Genomic DNA, 18,612 nt, shown 5'->3' with positions numbered 1-18,612 from the left:
GTCAACTCCTCGACGGCTGATGGGCTGGGACGATGCTGACGGCGACGGTCGCCGCCGTCCCGGCGGGACGATCGATGAGGTGAGAGATGCGATCGACATAGACCGACCAGTCCTGGATCTTTGCGATCACGCCGAGCGTATCGGCCCCACGACACAGGATCAGGCTCGGCTGCACGCGCACGCCGAACCGCGTTCCGAGTTCCGTCTCCGCATCGCGCGCGATGACCGCGCCACGCAGGCGACCCTGAAACGCCGTGACCAGCTCCGGCAGCACGATGGCCACGTCGAGCGCTTCGGGAAATCGCGCGGGATCACCGGCCGAGAGCAGCACCCCAACCGCCCCGGCACGATGGGCGTCGTCGAGGAAACCATCGACCGTGACGGCATCGACCTCCGGCAACCCGCTTCGCCTGCGTGCAGGATCGCGCTGCAGCATCTCCATCGACGTCTCCCTGGCCAGTTATCGTTGCGTGACCTGACTGGTTAGCAATCAACGTGCCAGACGCCGCCACGGCCGAACGCAAGCCATCGCATTGAATTAATTGGGCTTATTCTCGATGTTAAGACGTGAGAAGGAAATTGCAAAGTTACTTTCCAGCCACGCGCCGGAAACTTAATTTCTTCTGGAAAGCTGATTGTCGGATGTCCGACGCGCGCCAATCGCGCTACCGTAGATGCTCCGGCAACTGCGGCTCCCGTCCGATCAGGTCGGCAAAGAAGTCGTCGCAGTTCTCACCCTTCATGGCCGCCTGCAGGCCGCGTAGCGCCTCGCCGATCAGCCGCGCCTCCTCGTCGCCGAGCAGGCGAACCGCGTTGTCGAGATAGACCAGCACCTTCGCCCCGACGGGCGGGTTCGACAGCAGCAGCACCGAGACGCGCCGCTCCTCACCGTCGAAGCTGCACAGCGCCGAGACGCCATCGGTTTCCACGATCGTCATCGGCAGGCCCAGGCACATGGCAAGCTCCCCTGCGGCGTCCGGTCACTCCGCCGGGTCCGCCCGCATCTCATAGCTTTGGTGGTCGATATCGTTGGCGAGCAGTCGCGCGTCGCCGGCCAGCGGCTCGGGCCGCAACACCGCAGGCGCGCCCCATTCGGCCAGGACGGTACAAGCGAGCTCGATCGCGGGCGCGATCTGCGCGCGCACCGGCGCGGTGAGCGGTCCGCCCCAGTCCTCGAGGTCGAGCGGCTGGCAGCCGATCAACGCCAGACGGCGCGGATAGCGGCCGAGCAGGTCGGCCGCGCTCAGGACCTCCTGGAAGCCGGTCTGGTGCAGGCTCATCTTCTTGGCGCCGGTGAAACGCGGCACCTCCTCGTCGCGGACGAGCTTGAGTTCGCCCGGCGCAAGGCCGTAGTCGATGGCGTCGAACACGATCAGGCCGTCGGCCTCCTCGACATAGTTGACGAGATAAAGGCCCTGCGTGCCGCCATCGAGGATCGTGACGTTGTCGGGCACGGCGTAGCGGCGGTGGAATTCCTCCACCACCCGCACGCCGAAGCCTTCGTCCGCCCACAGGATGTTGCCGATCCCCAGCACCAGGATGCGGTCGCGCTTGGCGTCGTCGCCCATCTCGTGTTTCTCCACTACTCGCGGAACTGCCGCTCGCCCGAGATCATCGACGAGATGATGCTCTGGCGGGACATGATGTCCTCGCGGATCGCGGCATAGACGTGCACCGTCACGAACATCACCAGCGCCCACATCCCGAGGTGGTGCCAAGTGTGGACGTCCTGGCTGTTCGGCCAGATCGCGAACACCCAACCGAACAGCTTGTGCTGCCAGCTGTCGATCCCGGTGCCTTCCGAATAGAGCGCGAAGCCGGTGACGATCATGAAGGCGACGAACAGCGTGAAGCCGGTGAACATCGCCGTCTGCGCCAATGGATTGTGGCCGACATACATCTTCGGCTCGCGCTCCAGGAAGGCATACCAGCGGATCTCGTGCAGCACCTCCTTCCAGAACTGCTTGCGATGCACCGGAATGTAGAAGATCTGCCGCGAGTGATGATTGCCGACGAAGGCCCAGAAGATGCGGGCGAGGAAGAACACCGCCAGCACCTGTCCGGCCGCGAAATGCGCGAACCGGATGTACCCCATCACGAAGCTCGCCGACGCCTCGCCCTCCACGCTCGGCAGCGGCGTGCCGATCAGATAGCCGGTCACCATCAGCACGATGATGGCGAACGCATTCACCCAGTGGCAGATGCGCACGGGGGCTTCGTACACATAGACGGTGGGCCGGCCGATCGCGTGCTCTCCGGCCGCATCGGCCGCGATCGCAGCCAGATTCGGCTCGGCCTCGGCTGGACGTGCAACGGCATCCATCATCGCACCTCTCCCCTACCTGACCTTGACCGTCGCCATTTCCTGGCCGTCCGGGCTCATCACGTGAGTCGAGCAGGCCAGGCACGGATCGAACGAATGGATCGTCCGCAGGATCTCCAGCGGCTTCTCCGGATCCGCCATCGGCGTATCCATCAGCGACGCTTCGAAGGCGCCGATATTGCCCTTGGGATCGCGCGGAGAGCCGTTCCAGGTGGTCGGCACCACGCACTGGTAGTTGTCGATCTTGGTGTCCTTGATCTTGATCCAGTGCGCCAGCGCGCCGCGCGGTGCCTCGGTGAAACCGTAGCCCTTGGCCTCCTTGGGCCAGCTCTCCGGCTTCCACTTCTCCACATTGGCGGTCGAGGAATCGCCGGCCTTGATGCGCGCCACCAGCTTGTCCTGGAAGTAGCGCATCTGGTTCGCCGCCCATTCGCATTCCAGCGCGCGCGCCGCGGTGCGGCCGAGCGTCGAGAACAGCGCCGTCACCGGCAGATTCAGCGTCTTGAGGAGCTTGTCGGTCGGCTCCTTGAATTCCGGCTTGTTCTGCGCATAGCCGATGATGTAGCGCGCCAGCGGCCCGACCTCGACCGCGTTGCCGCGCCAGCGCGGCGCCTTGATCCAGGAATACTTGCCGCCCTCGTCGAGCTCCTTGATATCGGTCTTGGTGCCCTTGGCATTCGGACCGAGCTGATAGTTCGGCTCGGTGATGCCGTCCCAGGGATGCAGCCCCTTGGTCTCATCGGGGTACTTGTACCAGGAGTGCGTGACGAACTCCTGGATCTGCTCGGGATCGCCGTGGTCGATCGGCATGACCTCGTTGAGATTGCCGTTGAGGATCACGCCGCGCGGCAGCTTGAGGTTCTTGGCCGAATAGTCGTTGGCGTTCTCGGGGATGTCGCCATAGGACATCACGCTCTTGCCCGACAGTCCGCCGCCATACAGCCAGTCCTTGTAGAACGAGCCGATCGCCGCCACGTCGGGCAGGTAGACCTTCTGCGTGAACTCGATGCAGCGGTCGATGATCGACGAGACGAGATTGAGGCGCTCCATGTTGATGGCGCCGACGGCGCCGGTGCCGTCGACATTGATCGCGCAGGGAACGCCTCCGACCAGCCAGTTCGGATGCGGGTTCTTACCGCCGTAGATGGTGTGGACCTTGACGATCTCCTTCTGGAAGTCGAGCGCCTCCAGATAGTGCGCGACCGCCATCAGATTGGCTTCCGGCGGCAGCTTGTAGGCGGCGTGGCCCCAATAGGCGTTCTTGAACGGGCCGAGCTGACCGGACTCGACGAACTTGGTGAGCCGGATCTGCAAGTCCTTGAAATAGCCGGGCGAGGACAGCGGCCAGTCGGAGATCGACTGGGCGAGCGCCGAGGTCGCCTTCGGGTCGGCCTTCAGCGCCGAGATCACGTCGACCCAGTCGAGCGCATGCAGGTGATAGAAATGCACGAGATGGTCGTGCACCTGCAGGCACAGCTGCATGATGTTGCGGATCGAGTTGGCATTGTCGGGGATCATGATCCCCAGCGCATTCTCGACCGCGCGGACCGAGGTCAGCGCATGCGTACCGGTGCAGACGCCACAGATCCGCTCGGTGAACGCCCAGGCGTCGCGCGGATCGCGGTTGCGCAGGATAGTCTCGATGCCGCGCCACATCGTGCCGGTCGAGACCGCGTTGCGGATCACGTTGTTGGAGTCGACGTTCACCTCGACGCGCAGATGGCCTTCGATGCGCGTGAGCGGATCGACGACGACGCGCTTGCCGGAATTGTCGAGATTGAAGCCGTTGGGAGTCTGGATGCCCATCGTTGCCTGCCCTGAACTGAATTAATGATCTTGCTTTGCGCTGTCCTTGGCGTCGTCTCGCTTGCCGGCGAGCCGCTTCACCGCCGTCACGGCGGCATGCGCCGCGACCGCAGCTCCCACCGTGCCTGCGGCCACCATGCCGACCTGGTCGGCGTTGCGCTCGATGCCGAACTGCTTGATGTTGGTGAGGCGATCGTAGAACGAGCCCTTGTCCCAGAAGCCGTCCTCGGAGCAGCCGATGCAGCCGTGGCCGGACTGGATCGGGAACGACACGCCGCCGTTCCAGCGCACCGTCGAGCAGGCGTTGTAGGTGGTCGGGCCCTTGCAGCCCATCTTGTAGAGGCAGTAGCCCTTGCGCGCGGCCTCGTCGTCCCATTCCTCGACGAACTGGCCGGCATCGAAATGCGGCCGGCGATAGCACTTGTCGTGGATGCGCTGCGAGTAGAACATCTTCGGCCGCCCCTGGCGGTCGAGTTCTGGCAGCTTGCCGAAGGTGGTGATGAAGGTGACGACGCCGGTCATGACTTCCGCGATCGGCGGGCAGCCCGGCACCTTGATGATCGGCTTGTTGGTGATGACCTTGTCGATCGGCGTCGCCTGCGTCGGATTCGGCTTCGCCGCCTGTACGCAGCCCCAGGACGCGCAGGCGCCCCAGGCGATGATCGCCATCGCATCCTCGGCCATCACCTTCAGCTTCTCGACGAACGGCTTGCCGCCGTCGATGCAGAACATGCCGCCTTCGTTGAGCGGCGGATTGCCCTCGACCGCGAGAATGTACTGCCCCTTGTACTTGGCGCGGGTCTCTTCGAGGATCTCTTCGGCCTGATGGCCGGCGGCCGCCATGATCGTGTCGTCATAGTCGAGCGAGATCATCGACAGCACGGCATCCTTCACCAGCGGATGCGCCGAGCGGATGAAGCTCTCCGAGCAGCATGTGCATTCCAGCCCATGCATCCAGATCACGGGCGTGCGCGGCTTGGTTTCCAGCGCATTGGCGATGCGGCTCGCCGCGACCGGACCGAGCCCGAGGCTTGTCGCGGTGAGACTGCAGAACTTGTGGAAGCTGCGCCGCGTGATGCCCTGCCGCCGGATGACGCTGTAAAACGTTTCGGTCGTCGCGCCCATGAGTCCTCCCCCTGCTGTCGCGTTGGCGATCATCTGATCGCGATCTGGCGGAAGGGGACAGCAAGATGCGGGCCAGCATCATTGCTGGATTTGAATCATAATGATTCCAGACGCTTGGGTTCGGCCTGGCGGCGCAACGATCCGTTCGGAGCCGGATCTTGCGTAACGATCGGAAATCACGCGCTTTGCACCGACAAGCTTGTTTCCGCCTGTCGGCAACGATCAATGCGCGGTGCACACCATGCAGGGATCGAACGATCTGACGACATGCTGGATGCTGACGGCACGCGCGCCGGCATCGCCGACCTCCGTTCCGACCAGCGCCTGTTCGAGCGGACCGGCCACACCATCGGCATCGCGGGGCGAGAAGTTCCAGCTCGTCGGCGCGATGATCTGATAGCGCGCGATATGGCCGGAGCGCACCGCAAGCCAATGGCCGAGGCTGCCGCGCGCGGCCTCCACGAGCCCGACGAAGCTGCCGTCGACCACCTCGCCACCGGTCACGCAGAACGGCTCGTTGAGGCGCAGCGCCTTGATCCAGCGTTCGATCGAGAGCGCGAGCTGCGCCGTCTCGATCAGCCGGGCGATCACGCGGTTGCGGACGTTGCTGCCGTCCACCGCGAGCAGCGCGGCGATCAGCTTCCGACCATCGACCGCCTGTCGCGCGAGGGCACCGACTTCAACCGGCTGGCCGGCCAGGCGCGGCGCCTTGCACCAGCTGTAGGCGTCCGCCTTGTCGGCGTCCGGCAGCGTGCGACTCTCGGCCGGATCGAGCGAAGTCTCGCGCATCCAGGCGTGCGACACGTCTTCCGTGATCCGGTCCGCCGGCAAGGTTTCGATCTGGCCGTCGCGCGTGCGCAGGCCGGCCCGGAAAAGAGCGCGATCGGCGTCGTGATAGGCGCCGAAGCTCATCAGCAGCCCCGGACCGCGGCCGAGCTTGGCGAGATCGAGCGCGTCCGCGATGCGCAGGAACTGCGCGAAGTCACCGCTGCGGCCGTCCCGCCACTGATCGAGCTCGTCCGGTGTCGACAAGGCCAGCACGTTCTCGAGCGTATCGGCAAACACCACGCGTTCGAGAAAGGCGCGGAACGACGCGGCGATGGCGTTGAGCCGGACGCGCTCGCCGAGCTCGATCGCCCGCGTCGTGCCGCCGGGCTGGAACGCGAGGCTGTGCGGCCATTTTCCGGCGATTACGCCCATGATCTCCAGCAGCCGCGCCCGCGCAGGCAACGCCTCGCGCGCAGCGCCTCCCTTGGTTGCGGTGAAACGCTCGGCCGCCGCGTCGTGCCAGGCGTGCCCGGCATAGGCGCCGCGGGCGAAGTCCGGCATGAAGAAGATGTAGAAGTGGGTGAGATGATCGGCGGCGTTCTCAGCCGCATGCGCGATGTTGGTCGCGAGGGTGCCATTGGGCGCCGGCACAACGCCCATCGCCTGACCCAGCGCGTTGGCTGCGGCGATCGACTGCGAGACCGAGCAGATGCCGCAGATGCGCGGCGCGATCACCAGCGCGTCGAGGGGCGGACGTCCTTCGAGGATCTGCTCGAAGCCGCGGTAGAGCGGCGCCGTCACCTCCGCGCGCGCGACGCAGCCGCTCTCGATGTCGAGCCTGACCTCGAGGTCACCCTCGACGCGGTTGAACGGGCCGACCGTGATCCGCGTCATGATCTGCGCTTGTCACTGGGCCGGCTCGGCGGCACCACGACATGATCGGCGGTCGCGTTGACGCGCACGCGGCGTGGCGTCGCCGATTTCGACAGCGCCGCCAGCGCGACGAACCAGGCCTTCGGCATGTCGGTCGGAAGGCCGACCGGGATGCCGGCGAGCTTGGCCGTCTGCAGATAGTTCTGCGCGCTCTCGAATCCGGGCGACGTGCAGGCGATGCAGGCATAGCCGCCCTTGGTGCAGGAGCCGCCGCCGTTCCAGGAGCGCTGATTGCAGTCCCCGACCGCCTGCGTCGCACGGCAGCCGAGATGCTCCATCAAGCAGCCGCGCTCCGACATCACTTCCGCGCTCGCCTTGAACTCGTAGAACTCGTTGCGCGAGCAGCCGTGATGGGCGAGGTGATTGGCGATGAAGGTCGGCCGACCGACTGCGTCGAGGCCATCTGCCGTGAGATCGCCCGAGGTGAGCGCCAGCAAGCTCTCCATGATCCAGCCCGGATGCGGCGCACATCCGGCAACGTTGATGACGGGCAGCCCGCGCCTGGAACGGAAGCCGGCGCCCAGCGCGCCGCCGATGTCGCTGCTCTCGAACTGCAGTCCGACCGCGTCCGTCGGATTGATGCCGGCGGCGGGAATGCCGCCATAGGCCGCACAGCTGCCGACGGCGACGACGTAGTCGGCCAGCGGCGCCAGATCGAGCAGCCAGTGATAGATCGAGCGGCTGGTACCGGCGAGCATGTTGAAGCGGCCCGTCAGATCAGGCCCGCGTGCAACCGAGCCCTCGAGGACCAGCAGATCGAGCCGCTCACGGCCGTCCCGGATGGCCTCCAGCATTCCGACGACTTCGTCGCCGGTCTGCTCGCTGACGGAAGGATGCCAGATCAGATCGATACCGGACTGACGCAACTCGTCGAACCAGCCTGACGCGCCGCTCTCCAGGATCGACATCGTGCAGCCGCCGCAGCTTGCGCCCTGCAGCCACAGCATCCTTGTCATTGCCTCCGAGCCGGCCATCGTGAGGTCTGCCCTATCTTGCGCCGTGCGCTCCGCTTGGCATCACCGTCGGATTTAGCGCTGCGACGCGAACGGTGGCAAGCGCGTCGCCCGGGGCGCCCCCGGAACCGCGCCGGTGGCGGCTGATCAACGCGGATCCCGCCCAGATCAGTCCGAACAGACCGATGGCAGCGATCCCGAGATCGCCAAGACTGTCGCCGACCTCGATCGCCCCCAGCCCGAGCCGCGGCGCCAGCAGCGTGACGGTCTCCACGCCGCCGATCACCAGCGCGATTGCAACGGACGCGCCCGTGATCACCAGATTATAGCGCCGCTTGCGGGCCGGATCGGTCAGCGCCCAGCGATAGGCGCCCGTCATCAGCATGCTGTCGGCGGTATCGACGGTGGCCATCGCCGCCGCGAACAACACCGGGAACACCAGCACATGAGCGAGGCTCGCGCCGCGCGCCGCCTCGGTCGCCGACAGGCTCAACAGGCCGATTTCGCTGGCAGTGTCGAAGCCAAGCCCGAACAGGAAGCCGAGCGGGTACATGTGCCAGGCGCGGGAGACGATGCGAAGCACGGGTCGCAACAGGCGAATCAGGATGCCACCCCCGGCGCCGCCGGCGTTCGGCTGGGCCGCGCGGCGCCAGAGCTTCACGAACAGCACCAGATTGACGACCGCGATCAGCAGCAGAAAGCCTGCCGAGACCGACGTTCCGATCGTTCCGCCGATTGCCCGGATCGTACTCTGCTCGCTCAACAGGTCAGCGCCGGCAACGAGGCTCACCACGATGGTCGCGATCACCACGACGCTCGAATGGCCGAGGGCGAAGTAGAGTCCTGCAGCGCGCGGCTTGTCGCCATCCTCAACCAGCTTCCGCACGACGTTGTCGATGGCGGCAATGTGGTCCGCGTCGACCGCGTGCCTGAGGCCGAGCAGCCAGGCCAGCAGCGCCGTGCCGACGATCGCGGGCCGGTCGGCGTAGAGGGCGAAGGCCCACGCCCAGGCAAGCGCGTTGGCCAGCACGAGGCCGGCGAGCAGCGCGACGGTCGAGCCACCCGCCCCCGTGAACCAGGCTGGGATCCGGCGGGCGGGGGGAGGATGATCAATCGGAAAAATTGTCATACTCACCAGGAGAGCAAGACCCGCGCCATTCGGCAAGAGCAGTGTCCACCGGCGAGAATCATCTCGAATCCAGCCGTGCGGGACAGTGCTTCCCAGACCAGCCCCCCTCCCTTGGCAACCCGCTATCCGGTCACGCACAAACCTTGACCAGTGGCTGCCGCCTCCGCCGTTCTCCCCTCACCGCGCCGAGGCGCTCTGCGCGGCGATCTCGCGCCGCACGGTCGTCTCGAACTGGCTTGCCGGCGCGGCGAACATCAGCCGGGTCTCCTCGTGGAACGCCGAGAAGATGCCGACCACGGCCGGCTCACCGCCGATCTCGGCCATGATTGGCGAGCCCGAATAGCCGAAATTGGCCAGGCAATGCACGGTCAGCAGCTTGGCGTCCTTGGTCATCCCCGCGCTGCAATTGCGCTGGCCGGTCGGCGAATAGCGCCGCTCCTGGCCATAGCCGATCTCGGAGATGGTGCCGGCCCTGGTTGCGGCGACCAGCTCCTCACGGCTCAGCGCCCTCACCGCCACCGGCTTCGACGGCAGGGCGTCCTTCAGGATGATCAGCGCCCAATCGGCCGGGGAGCGGTCGAGCGACCATCGGTCGTGCTGAGTCGGAACGAACTCGGGCGCGACGATCAGCCGTTCGGCGATCGATGAGGCGGCCGGTGTGCCCCTGTTCATGCCAGCCAGGAAGCGGACGTTGCCGGGATTGACCTGCGCGAGCCCGTTGAACACGCAATGCGCGGCGGTGAGCACGACGCGCGGCGCGATCAAGGTGCCGGTACACCAGCCGCCGGTCGAATACTGCGCCACGGTGACGACGCCGATCGACGAGGCCGGCCAGGAGGTCGGGTCCACGACCTCGCCGATGTGCCGGTCGAGTCCGAGCAACTGCTCGGGACGCGGGTTGGCCACCCCGGCATCCGCCGATTCGAATCTCGGCTTCCAGCTCGCGATCATCGCCTGCGCCTGGACGCGCTGCGCCTCGGTCAGCTTGACCCGCTGCACGTCGCGGCCGGCCGAGCGCACGCCGTTGCGGCCGGCCATCACCAGCCAGGCATAGCCCTGCACGAGGTCCTGGCTCACGCCGCGGCCGTCGAGCATCATCAGACCGAGCATGTATTGCGACTGGGCGAAGCCTTGGGCTGCAGCGCGGCTGAACCAGCGGCCGGCTTCGCCGTAGTTGCTCGCGACACCCTCGCCGTTGACGTAGGCGATGCCGAGATAGTGCTGGGCGACGGCGAGGCCCTGGTCCGCCCCCTTGCGATACCAGGCCAGCGCCTCGGCCGCATTGCGCGGCTGGCCCCAACCGAAGGCGTGCATGAAGCCGATGTCGAACTGCGCCCGCGCATCGCCCTTGGCGGCGAGCGGCAGCAGGCGGCGCAGCGCAACGTCATGCTGGCCGTTTCCGGCGGCGGCGACGGCGTCTTCGAGCTCGGCGGCCGGTGCACCGGCCAGGCTGCCGAGCAGCACGGCAAGACTTGTGATGATCGTCTTGAGCAAGGGCGTCCGCTGGAACCAAAACACGGGCCCTTCAGCACACTCGATCAAGACGGCGGCGGCGTGGCGGAAAGCGGACCGCGGTGTCCTTAATCCGGCCTGCTCGCCTCTCACACCTGCACGTCCCTCACACCTGCCGCTCCTTATGCCTGCTCGCTCTTGGCGAACCGATCGTCCAGCGCATAGCCCGCGCCGCGCACGGTGCGGATCGGATCCTGCTCGCGACCCGGATTGAGCAGCTTGCGCAGACGGCCGATGTGCACGTCGACGGTGCGCTCGTCGATATAGATGTCGCGGCCCCAGACGCTGTCGAGCAACTGCTCGCGGCTGAACACGCGGCCGGGATGCTCGAGGAAGAATTCGAGCAGACGGTATTCGGTCGGGCCGAGGTCGATCGGCCGGCCCGAGCGCGCGACGCGGCGCTTCTCGCGGTCGAGCTCGATGTCGCCATAGGACAGCACGGTCGCGAGCCGCTCCGGGCTCGCACGCCGCAGCAGGCCCTTCACGCGCGCGAGCAGCTCCGGCACCGAGAACGGCTTGACGATGTAGTCGTCGGCGCCGGTCGCAAGCCCGCGCACACGCTCGCTCTCCTCGCCGCGCGCGGTGAGCATGATGATCGGCAGCTGCTTGGTCTCGGACCGCGCCCGCAGCCGCCGGCACAGCTCGATGCCGGACAGGCCCGGCAGCATCCAGTCGAGCACGACGAGATCGGGCACGCGCTCCTTGAGCCGCGTGTCGGCCTCGTCGCCGCGCGCCACGGTCTCGACCTCGTAGCCTTCGGCCTCGAGGTTGTAGCGCAGCAGCGTCGTCAGCGCCTCCTCGTCCTCAACCACCAGAATTCGCGCGCCCATGTCGAAATCGTCTTTCTCAGTTGCCGGGGATCGTGGTCGCGAAGCTGGTCATGTCGCCCTTCGGGCGCTTGTCCATGATCTGCTGGCCCTCGATCATATAGAAAACCGTCTCAGCGATGTTGGTGGCGTGGTCGCCGATCCGCTCGATGTTCTTGGCGCAGAACATCAGGTGGATGCAGAACGAGATGTTGCGCGGGTCCTCCATCATATAAGTGAGGAGCTCGCGGAACAGCGAGGTGCAGATCGCATCGACCTCCTCGTCGCCCTTCCAGACCGTCATCGCCGCCGGCAAATCATGCGCGGCATAGGCATCCAGCACCGTCTTGACCTGCGACTGCACCAGGTCGGTCATGTGCTCCAGGCCGCGGATCAGCTTGAGCGGATGGAAGTCGCTCTCCAGCGCGGCGACGCGCTTGCCGATGTTCTTGGCGAGGTCACCGATCCGCTCCAGATCGGTGGCGACGCGCATGGCGCCGACGATCTCGCGCAGATCGACGGCCATCGGCTGACGGCGGGCGATCGTCAGCACCGCGCGCTCCTCGATGATGCGCTGCAGCTTGTCGACCTCGGCGTCGGCGGCGACCACCTTCTGGCCGAGCGCCACGTCGCGCCGCACCAGCGCATCGACGGAATCGACGATCAGCCGCTCGGCGAGGCCGCCCATCTCCGACACCAGCCGGGTGAGATCCTGCAGATCGCTGTCGAACGCCTTGGCGGTATGTTCACTGGCCATGTTGATCTCCTGAAGAATGCTGTCGGCGTCAGCCGAACCGGCCGGTGATGTAGTCCTGGGTCCGCCGATCGCTCGGCGAGGTGAAGATCTTGCTGGTCTCGTCGAACTCGATCAGCTCGCCGAGATACATGAAGGCGGTCTTGTCGGAGACGCGCGCCGCCTGCTGCATGTTATGGGTCACGATCGCGATCGTATAGTTCTCCGCGAGCTCCTGGATCAGCTCCTCGACCTTGGCGGTCGAGATCGGGTCGAGCGCCGAGCACGGCTCGTCGAACAGGATCACCTCGGGCCGGACGGCGACGGTGCGGGCGATGCACAGGCGCTGCTGCTGGCCGCCGGACAGCGACAGGCCGGAGGCGTTGAGCTTGTCCTTGACCTCGTTCCACAGCGCGCCGCCGCGCAGCGCCTTCTCGACGCGGTCGTCCATCTCGGACTTCGAGATCTTCTCATAGAGCCGGATGCCGAAGGCGATGTTCTCGTAGATCGTCATCGGGAACGGCGTCGGCTTCTGGAACACCATGCCGACCCGCGCGCGCAGCAGATTGAGATCGAGCTTGGGATCGAGGATGTTGGTGTTGTCCAGCATCAGCTGGCCGGTGGCACGCTGGCCCGGATAGAGGTCGTACATCCGGTTGAAGATGCGCAGCAGGGTGGACTTGCCGCAGCCGGACGGGCCGATGAACGCCGTGACCCGGTTGGTGCCCAGCGTCAGGTTGATGTTCTTCAGCGCGTGGTGATCGCCGTAATAGAAGTTCAGGTTGCGCGCGGTCACCTTGGCCGGCGCCTCGGGGAGCGGCTGGCCGTGGAGCGCGTGATTGGGCTGACTGACGGAGACGGACAGTTCGGTCATTTCGTTTTCCTCTCGGCGCCGAGAATGCGTGCACCGACGTTCAGGGCGAGCACGGCCAGAGTGATGAGAAGGGCTCCGCTCCAGGCCAGCTGCTTCCAATAGGCATACGGGCTCTGGACGAAATTGTTGATGGTGACGGGCAGGTTCGCCATCGTCTTGGAGAGGTTGAGGCTCCAGAACTGGTTCGACAGCGCGGTAAACAACAGCGGCGCGGTCTCGCCGGCGACGCGGGCGGTCGCCAGCAGCACGCCGGTGATGAGGCCGGAGCGCGCCGCGCGGTAGGCGATGCGGCGGATCACCAGCGAGCGCGGCAGGCCGAGCGCGGAGGCCGCCTCGCGCAGCGGGTTGGGTACCAGCAGCAGCATGTCCTCGGTGGTGCGGAGCACGACCGGGATCACGATGACGGCCAGCGCCAGCGCGCCGGCGATCGCCGAGAAGCCGCCCATCGGCACCACGACCGCGCCGTAGATGAACAGGCCGATGATGATCGACGGTGCCGACAGCAGGATGTCGTTGATGAAGCGGATCACCGAGGTCAGGCGGTCATTGCGGCCGTATTCGGCGAGGTAGGTGCCGGCGAACAGGCCGAGCGGCGCACCGATGCCGACGCCGATCACGGTCATCATGATCGAGCCGACGATGGCATTGCGCAGGCCGCCTTCGCTGGCGCCCGGCGGCGGCGTGTCGGCGGTGAAGACCTGCAGGCTGAGGCCGGCGAGGCCGTTATAGAACAGCGTGAACAGGATCAGCGCCAGCCAGGTGACGCCGAACGCCGCGGCGGCGATGCACAGGCCGCGGACCATGAGGTCGCGGCGGCGGCGGCGGGCGTAGATCGGATTCACCGGATTGACCGGCGTGTCGAAGGTGGACGCGTCGACGCTCGACATGGCTTACTTTCCTGCCTTGGCTTCGAGTCGCGCCAGCATCAGCCGGGCGCTCGCCAGCACGAAGAAGGTGAGGACGAACAGGAGCAGGCCGAGCAGGATCAGGCTCGACTGGTGCAGACCGTCGCTCTCCTGGAATTCGGAGGCGATCGCGGCCGAGATCGTGGTGCCCGGCGCGAAGATCGACGACGAGATCCGGAACGAGTTGCCGATGATGAAGGTCACCGCCATGGTCTCGCCGAGCGCGCGGCCCAGCGCCAGCATCACGCCGCCGATGACGCCGACGCGGGTGTAGGGGATGACGACGCTGCGGACGACTTCCCACGTGGTGCAGCCGACGCCGTAGGCCGCTTCTTTCAGCACCGGCGGAACCGTCTTGAAGACGTCGACCGAGATCGAGGTGATGAAAGGCAGCACCATGATCGCCAGGATCAGCGAGGCGTTGAACAGGCTGAGATAGGACGGCGGACCTGCGAAGATGTCCTGCAGCACCGGGATGTTGGCGCAGAGGCTGATCATGAACGGCTGGAACGTGGTGGCCAGGAACGGGCCCAGCACGAAGAAGCCCCACATGCCGTAGATGATCGAGGGAATGCCGGCGAGCAGCTCGATGGCCAGGCCGATCGGGCGGCGCAGCCATTGCGGGCACAGCTCGGTGAGGAAGATCGCGATACCGAGGCCCACGGGAATGGCGATCAGCATCGCGATGAACGAGGTCACCAGCGTGCCGTAGATCGGGCCGAGCGCGCCGAGCACCGGGGGATCGGCCGAAGGCGCCCAACGCTTGGTGAACAGGAACTGGAAGCCATACTCCTTCATCGCCGGCCAGGCGCCGATGACGAGGGAGATGATGATGCCGCCGAGGATCAGCAGCACCGAGATCGCCGACAGGCGGGTGATCCAGTAGAAGGTGACATCGCCGAGCTTGAACGCGCTCAGCGCACGGGCGCGGTCATAGGGCCCTGCGGCAGCGGCGATATCGCCAACCTCGCTCTCAACGGCCATCTCAGCCAAGTCCGCCCCCTGCTTCTTCGACACCATCATCACCTTGGACGAACCCTCTCCCGTTTCCGGGAGAGGGCAGTGCGCTTTCAGATCAGCTCTTGATGTCGGCCGACCAGGTCTTCTCGATCAGCTTTACGACGCTGTCGGGCATCGGGATGTAGTCGAGATCCTCGGCCATCTTGCCGCCCTTCTCGAACGACCACTTGAAGAACTTGATCGCCTCGGCGGAGGCCGCCTTGTCGGTCGGCTCCTTGTGCATCAGGATGAAGGTCGCCGCCGTCATCGGCCAGGACTTGTCGCCCGGCTGGTTGGCGAGGATCACATAGTAGCCGGGAGCCTTGGCCCAGTCGGCATTCGCCGCGGCGGCCTGGAACGCCTCGACGGTCGGCTGCACGGTCTTGCCGGCCTTGTTGATCATGCCGGTGTAGGTCAGCTTGTTCTGCTTGGCGTAGGCGTATTCGACATAGCCGATCGCGTTCTTGGTCTGGCTGATATTGCCGGACACGCCTTCGTTGCCCTTGGCGCCGACACCGACCGGCCACTCGACCGCGGTGTTGAAGCCGATCTTGCTCTTCCAGTCGGCGCTCGCCTCGGAGAGATAATAGGTGAAGTTGAAGGTCGTGCCCGAACCGTCGGAGCGGCGGACCACGGCGATCGCGTCGGACGGCAGCTTGACGCTGGGGTTCAGCTTCTTGATCGCGGCGTCATCCCACTTGGTGATCTTGCCGAGATAGATGTTGGCGAGCGTCTCGCCGTCCAGCACCATCTCGCCCGGCTTGACGCCCTCGAGGTTGACGACCGGCACGATGCCGCCCATCACCATCGGCCACTGCACCAGGCCGTCCTTGTCGAGCTGCTCGGCCTTGAGCGGCGCGTCGGTGGCACCGAAGGTCACGGTCTTGGCCTGGATCTGCTTGATGCCGCCGCCGGAGCCGATCGACTGGTAGTTCAGACCGTTGCCCGTCTCCTTCTTGTAGGCGTCGGCCCACTTGGAATAGATCGGGAACGGGAACGTCGCGCCCGCGCCGGTGATGTCGGCAGCAAAGGCCGACGTCGATGCGGCGACCAAGCCGGCAGCGACAATAGCTTTGACGAAATTCATAGCTGGTCTCCATGCTTGGGAAGCGAAGCGCATGACGCACCCGATTGCGCTTCCCCGGCCGCTTTAAGGGGCCTCGGTGCCGCTTTTATAAAGGTTCGATGACAGCTGGATGACAGTCACAAGCCGTTGATATTTATTGATATTCAGATTTCGTCCCGAATTTCTACGGTGCCTAGGCCGCCCTTGATGAAGGCCACCGCCCCTGCCTTTTGCGAGCGTCGCTCAACCAAGAATGAGAACGCCTTTGCCCGTGTCGCCCGCCCCACCTTCGGTGTCGTCCCGGCCTTGAGCCGGGACCCATAGCCACCGGCGGATGTGTTTGGCGACAATCGTCAACCCGCGTGCCTCAAACATCTCCCTGGGGTTATGGGTCCCGGCTCAAGGCCGGGACGACAGCTGAGTTTTGGCCGACGCCTTTCATCACACTGCTGCCTTGGGACAAGCCATCGAGACAAGTCATCGCGCCCCCGCGGCACATCGTGCCCAGGTGATGCATCCGTCATGTCCCTCTTCAACGAGAGGGCGCGGAGAAGGCCGGACCTCGGCTGAGGCCCGTGGCCCGCCTGCTCAAAAGAATGCAGGCGGCAGGTACCACAGGTACAGCCGGACAGATCCGGCCTTCCCCGCGCGACGGTTTTACGGTGTCCTTCGTGCTCTCCCTGGGGATCGGCTCTCTTGCCCCCATCACCCGCGCGTGCCGTCACAGCAACGACCGCGAGCTTGACCTCAGCGTCGAGAGGCCAGGACCACACGACTTCGCCGTCCGCAACGGCTCGCGCTCGTCTGGCACGGCCGTCACGTCCATCGCCGCCCACCTCAACGTTCGTGACGACGCGTACGTCCCTCTGCTCGAGGCGGGTTGCGGGGAGATAACCATTAATTCCGAAATATCGCAAGCGATTTATTCTTATCAGAAGAAAAAGAACCGATCTGGCATCAGGGATTGGACGAGGCCGATCGATGCTTCAGAATGTCGCGCGCGGCCCCCGCGATGCGCTGGCCCAGAGAGAGCGCAGTCTCCCGGTCCCTGACGTGGAATATCTCGTCACTGATCAGGCGGTCGTCGAGCCAGGCGCGAAAGGCCTGCTCGCTGTCCGGCGTAAACGTACCCTCCTCATAGATGAAGCCACTCAACGGGCCTTCGATCACGAAGTCGGTATCGGCGGCAAGCTGCGAGGGCCGCGCGCATTGTGCCCAGACGCGGCCATCGGCGTCGATGAACGCCAGGACACCGTCGTCACGCTCCTCAACTCTCATCCGCGCCACCTCGCGTGAGGCGACGACCTCTCTCCCCGTCATTGCGGGCGCAGCGAAGCAATCCAGGGCTCCCACGGGACTCTGGATTGCTTCGTCGCTTCGCTCCTCGCAATGACGGTCGAGGTGACATCAGAACTGTCCCGATTTGATTGGGTACCCTTGCGGATCGCGCCGCTATCCCTGCCCGGGGCACTTGATCTCCTTGTAGACGGCATCCGCGAAGGCCTTGATGCCGGTGTTGATGCGCAGGGGCGAGGTCAGCGTCTGATAGGTGACGATGCCGCGGGTGATCGACAGCACCTTGTAGCTCTCGGCGATCCTGGTCTTGTAGCACTTGCCGACCTGGATGGCGTCCTCAGTCAGTGGCATGCTCACCCCTCCTCCTTGCTGAACTCACCGGCGTCGCGTCGACTCACGCCGGCTGTGCGGCGGCGCGCGTCGCGCCGGGGACCGGCGGGTCGCGATCGACGGCCTTGAGCGCATCGAGAGCTGCGAACAGCGCCTGCTGTCCGTCGGCGATGGCCTGCCGCGCCGTCTCGGCGATGCCGATGACGCCGGGGAGATCTGGAAAGGTGACGAGAAAGCCGCCGCCATCCTCGGCGCCCAGTTCCGTCACGTCATAGAGATAGGCGGCGACGTCACTCATCGCGCGGCCTCGTCCATCTCGTCGATCATCGCCACGAAGGCCCGGACATGCGGCGGCCTGATCTTCGCCTTGAGCGGAATGGTCACGCAATGCGGGACGGACGGATGCAGGAAGACCTCGTGCGTGCCGGTGATCTTGCGAAACTTCATCGCATATTGCGAGGCGATGATCTCGAGATCGACGGGTTTCCAATCGCCTCCGGGATCGGCCCGCAGCGCTTCGACGCGCTGGTTGTGTGTCCTGCCCTGTCGGCTTTGCAACACTGGGCTGGCTGGCGACGCGCCATTGTCCGTTGCGGCTCCGCGATCGTCCGGACACAGCAGGCTGACAAACGCCGCGATGAAGTCGCCGACCGTGTCGTTGCGATGCGCGAGCCGCCAGTTCTGCGACAACACCCGCTTGGCGCCGCTGCGTGCATTGTGCAGCGCGACGAGCTCGTCCATCATCGTCAGAACCCTGACGGCACTGAGATTATAAGGCTCCTGCGTGAACCTGCGCTTGAGGTCGATGCGCTCCTTGCGCAGGCTGGCATTCTCGACCAGCCAGTCGACGATCGTTCCGACCCAGAACGCCTCGGTGTTGACAGCCTCGGACATGACCGCTCTCCGGGCGCGCGTCTTGGACGCGCCGCCGCTGGAGGAGATCGATACAAGACCCGTGCCATCGCCGGACGTCGCTGTGCCGGGATCTCGGCGGAGTGTCGCTGCTGACCATGCCAGCCCGCCCGCGCGATGGCTCGCGCGGACGGATTTGCGT

At 65.6% G+C, this 18,612-nt stretch carries 20 protein-coding genes; all 20 read right to left on the bottom strand.

What is annotated here, in order from left to right:
• Position 1 precedes the first annotated feature (1 nt).
• On the bottom strand, positions 2 to 442 hold the full coding sequence (locus QXZ94_RS32675) for a hydrogenase accessory protein (protein ID WP_315725399.1): 441 nt from the start codon (positions 440 to 442) through the stop codon (positions 2 to 4).
• Between the two features lie 223 nt (positions 443 to 665).
• Positions 666 to 956 carry a HypC/HybG/HupF family hydrogenase formation chaperone gene (locus QXZ94_RS32670; RefSeq protein ID WP_315725397.1) on the bottom strand — a complete coding sequence of 97 codons (291 nt, stop codon included), beginning with the start codon at positions 954 to 956 and terminating at the stop codon, positions 666 to 668.
• 24 nt (positions 957 to 980) lie between these two features.
• Positions 981 to 1,568 carry a HyaD/HybD family hydrogenase maturation endopeptidase gene (locus QXZ94_RS32665; RefSeq protein WP_315725395.1) on the bottom strand — a complete coding sequence of 196 codons (588 nt, stop codon included), beginning with the start codon at positions 1,566 to 1,568 and terminating at the stop codon, positions 981 to 983.
• Positions 1,569 to 1,582: 14 nt separating this feature from the next.
• Positions 1,583 to 2,326, bottom strand: coding sequence for a Ni/Fe-hydrogenase, b-type cytochrome subunit (gene cybH / locus QXZ94_RS32660; protein ID WP_315725393.1), 744 nt, complete (start codon positions 2,324 to 2,326; stop codon positions 1,583 to 1,585).
• A 12-nt stretch (positions 2,327 to 2,338) separates the two neighbouring features.
• Positions 2,339 to 4,129 carry a nickel-dependent hydrogenase large subunit gene (locus tag QXZ94_RS32655; RefSeq protein WP_315725391.1) on the bottom strand — a complete coding sequence of 597 codons (1,791 nt, stop codon included), beginning with the start codon at positions 4,127 to 4,129 and terminating at the stop codon, positions 2,339 to 2,341.
• A 21-nt stretch (positions 4,130 to 4,150) separates the two neighbouring features.
• On the bottom strand, positions 4,151 to 5,254 hold the full coding sequence (locus tag QXZ94_RS32650; RefSeq protein WP_315725389.1) for a hydrogenase small subunit: 1,104 nt from the start codon (positions 5,252 to 5,254) through the stop codon (positions 4,151 to 4,153).
• 222 nt (positions 5,255 to 5,476) lie between these two features.
• The gene (locus tag QXZ94_RS32645) at positions 5,477 to 6,916 is read right to left on the bottom strand and encodes a nickel-dependent hydrogenase large subunit (RefSeq protein ID WP_315725387.1); all 1,440 of its coding nucleotides are present in this window, start codon (positions 6,914 to 6,916) and stop codon (positions 5,477 to 5,479) included.
• Positions 6,913 to 7,929: a HupU protein gene (locus QXZ94_RS32640; RefSeq protein WP_315725386.1), complete on the bottom strand. Its 1,017-nt coding sequence runs from the start codon at positions 7,927 to 7,929 to the stop codon at positions 6,913 to 6,915. Before QXZ94_RS32640 ends, QXZ94_RS32645 begins: the two co-directional genes overlap by 4 nt.
• Before the next feature lie 13 nt (positions 7,930 to 7,942).
• Positions 7,943 to 9,037 carry a HoxN/HupN/NixA family nickel/cobalt transporter gene (locus tag QXZ94_RS32635; protein ID WP_315726679.1) on the bottom strand — a complete coding sequence of 365 codons (1,095 nt, stop codon included), beginning with the start codon at positions 9,035 to 9,037 and terminating at the stop codon, positions 7,943 to 7,945.
• Positions 9,038 to 9,214: 177 nt separating this feature from the next.
• On the bottom strand, positions 9,215 to 10,531 hold the full coding sequence (locus QXZ94_RS32630; protein WP_315726677.1) for a trypsin-like serine protease: 1,317 nt from the start codon (positions 10,529 to 10,531) through the stop codon (positions 9,215 to 9,217).
• A 140-nt stretch (positions 10,532 to 10,671) separates the two neighbouring features.
• On the bottom strand, positions 10,672 to 11,379 hold the full coding sequence (gene phoB / locus QXZ94_RS32625) for a phosphate regulon transcriptional regulator PhoB (protein WP_009028046.1): 708 nt from the start codon (positions 11,377 to 11,379) through the stop codon (positions 10,672 to 10,674).
• Between the two features lie 16 nt (positions 11,380 to 11,395).
• A complete protein-coding gene (phoU, locus tag QXZ94_RS32620) occupies positions 11,396 to 12,112 on the bottom strand; it encodes a phosphate signaling complex protein PhoU (protein WP_006614177.1) in 717 nt (238 codons plus the stop codon).
• A gap of 28 nt (positions 12,113 to 12,140) precedes the next feature.
• Complete coding sequence (pstB, locus tag QXZ94_RS32615; protein WP_315725382.1) at positions 12,141 to 12,962, bottom strand: phosphate ABC transporter ATP-binding protein PstB; 822 nt, start codon at positions 12,960 to 12,962, stop codon at positions 12,141 to 12,143.
• A complete protein-coding gene (gene pstA / locus QXZ94_RS32610) occupies positions 12,959 to 13,849 on the bottom strand; it encodes a phosphate ABC transporter permease PstA (RefSeq protein WP_315725379.1) in 891 nt (296 codons plus the stop codon). Before pstA ends, pstB begins: the two co-directional genes overlap by 4 nt.
• A 3-nt stretch (positions 13,850 to 13,852) precedes the next feature.
• On the bottom strand, positions 13,853 to 14,851 hold the full coding sequence (pstC, locus tag QXZ94_RS32605; RefSeq protein ID WP_315726675.1) for a phosphate ABC transporter permease subunit PstC: 999 nt from the start codon (positions 14,849 to 14,851) through the stop codon (positions 13,853 to 13,855).
• A 91-nt stretch (positions 14,852 to 14,942) separates the two neighbouring features.
• Complete coding sequence (pstS, locus tag QXZ94_RS32600; RefSeq protein ID WP_315725377.1) at positions 14,943 to 15,953, bottom strand: phosphate ABC transporter substrate-binding protein PstS; 1,011 nt, start codon at positions 15,951 to 15,953, stop codon at positions 14,943 to 14,945.
• Positions 15,954 to 16,889: 936 nt separating this feature from the next.
• The gene (locus tag QXZ94_RS32595; RefSeq protein WP_315725375.1) at positions 16,890 to 17,210 is read right to left on the bottom strand and encodes a hypothetical protein; all 321 of its coding nucleotides are present in this window, start codon (positions 17,208 to 17,210) and stop codon (positions 16,890 to 16,892) included.
• 174 nt (positions 17,211 to 17,384) lie between these two features.
• Complete coding sequence (locus QXZ94_RS32590) at positions 17,385 to 17,579, bottom strand: hypothetical protein (RefSeq protein ID WP_172114313.1); 195 nt, start codon at positions 17,577 to 17,579, stop codon at positions 17,385 to 17,387.
• Between the two features lie 43 nt (positions 17,580 to 17,622).
• A complete protein-coding gene (locus tag QXZ94_RS32585) occupies positions 17,623 to 17,856 on the bottom strand; it encodes a type II toxin-antitoxin system HicB family antitoxin (protein WP_315725372.1) in 234 nt (77 codons plus the stop codon).
• Positions 17,853 to 18,452, bottom strand: a complete 600-nt coding sequence (locus tag QXZ94_RS32580) for a hypothetical protein (protein ID WP_315725370.1) — start codon at positions 18,450 to 18,452, stop codon at positions 17,853 to 17,855. Before QXZ94_RS32580 ends, QXZ94_RS32585 begins: the two co-directional genes overlap by 4 nt.
• Between the last annotated feature and the right edge of the window lie 160 nt (positions 18,453 to 18,612).

The sequence above is a fragment of the Bradyrhizobium sp. SZCCHNS2022 genome, from assembly GCF_032377575.1.
Lineage (GTDB): Bacteria > Pseudomonadota > Alphaproteobacteria > Rhizobiales > Xanthobacteraceae > Bradyrhizobium > Bradyrhizobium aeschynomenes.
The sequence above is the reverse complement of the archived record's forward strand: the minus strand, read 5'-3'. Positions and strand labels throughout refer to the sequence as shown.

Excerpts from the sequence above, each read along its gene's own strand:
- QXZ94_RS32675 (WP_315725399.1), bottom strand. The coding sequence starts at position 442 with ATGGAGATGCTGCAGCGCGATCCTGCACGCAGGCGAAGCGGGTTGCCG.
- QXZ94_RS32670 (WP_315725397.1), bottom strand. The coding sequence starts at position 956 with ATGTGCCTGGGCCTGCCGATGACGATCGTGGAAACCGATGGCGTCTCG.
- QXZ94_RS32665 (WP_315725395.1), bottom strand. The coding sequence starts at position 1,568 with ATGGGCGACGACGCCAAGCGCGACCGCATCCTGGTGCTGGGGATCGGC.
- cybH (WP_315725393.1), bottom strand. The coding sequence starts at position 2,326 with ATGATGGATGCCGTTGCACGTCCAGCCGAGGCCGAGCCGAATCTGGCT.
- QXZ94_RS32655 (WP_315725391.1), bottom strand. The coding sequence starts at position 4,129 with ATGGGCATCCAGACTCCCAACGGCTTCAATCTCGACAATTCCGGCAAG.
- QXZ94_RS32650 (WP_315725389.1), bottom strand. The coding sequence starts at position 5,254 with ATGGGCGCGACGACCGAAACGTTTTACAGCGTCATCCGGCGGCAGGGC.
- QXZ94_RS32645 (WP_315725387.1), bottom strand. The coding sequence starts at position 6,916 with ATGACGCGGATCACGGTCGGCCCGTTCAACCGCGTCGAGGGTGACCTC.
- QXZ94_RS32640 (WP_315725386.1), bottom strand. The coding sequence starts at position 7,929 with ATGGCCGGCTCGGAGGCAATGACAAGGATGCTGTGGCTGCAGGGCGCA.
- QXZ94_RS32635 (WP_315726679.1), bottom strand. The coding sequence starts at position 9,037 with ATGACAATTTTTCCGATTGATCATCCTCCCCCCGCCCGCCGGATCCCA.
- phoB (WP_009028046.1), bottom strand. The coding sequence starts at position 11,379 with ATGGGCGCGCGAATTCTGGTGGTTGAGGACGAGGAGGCGCTGACGACG.
- phoU (WP_006614177.1), bottom strand. The coding sequence starts at position 12,112 with ATGGCCAGTGAACATACCGCCAAGGCGTTCGACAGCGATCTGCAGGAT.
- pstB (WP_315725382.1), bottom strand. The coding sequence starts at position 12,962 with ATGACCGAACTGTCCGTCTCCGTCAGTCAGCCCAATCACGCGCTCCAC.
- pstA (WP_315725379.1), bottom strand. The coding sequence starts at position 13,849 with ATGTCGAGCGTCGACGCGTCCACCTTCGACACGCCGGTCAATCCGGTG.
- pstC (WP_315726675.1), bottom strand. The coding sequence starts at position 14,851 with ATGGCCGTTGAGAGCGAGGTTGGCGATATCGCCGCTGCCGCAGGGCCC.
- pstS (WP_315725377.1), bottom strand. The coding sequence starts at position 15,953 with ATGAATTTCGTCAAAGCTATTGTCGCTGCCGGCTTGGTCGCCGCATCG.
- QXZ94_RS32595 (WP_315725375.1), bottom strand. The coding sequence starts at position 17,210 with ATGAGAGTTGAGGAGCGTGACGACGGTGTCCTGGCGTTCATCGACGCC.
- QXZ94_RS32590 (WP_172114313.1), bottom strand. The coding sequence starts at position 17,579 with ATGCCACTGACTGAGGACGCCATCCAGGTCGGCAAGTGCTACAAGACC.
- QXZ94_RS32585 (WP_315725372.1), bottom strand. The coding sequence starts at position 17,856 with ATGAGTGACGTCGCCGCCTATCTCTATGACGTGACGGAACTGGGCGCC.
- QXZ94_RS32580 (WP_315725370.1), bottom strand. The coding sequence starts at position 18,452 with ATGTCCGAGGCTGTCAACACCGAGGCGTTCTGGGTCGGAACGATCGTC.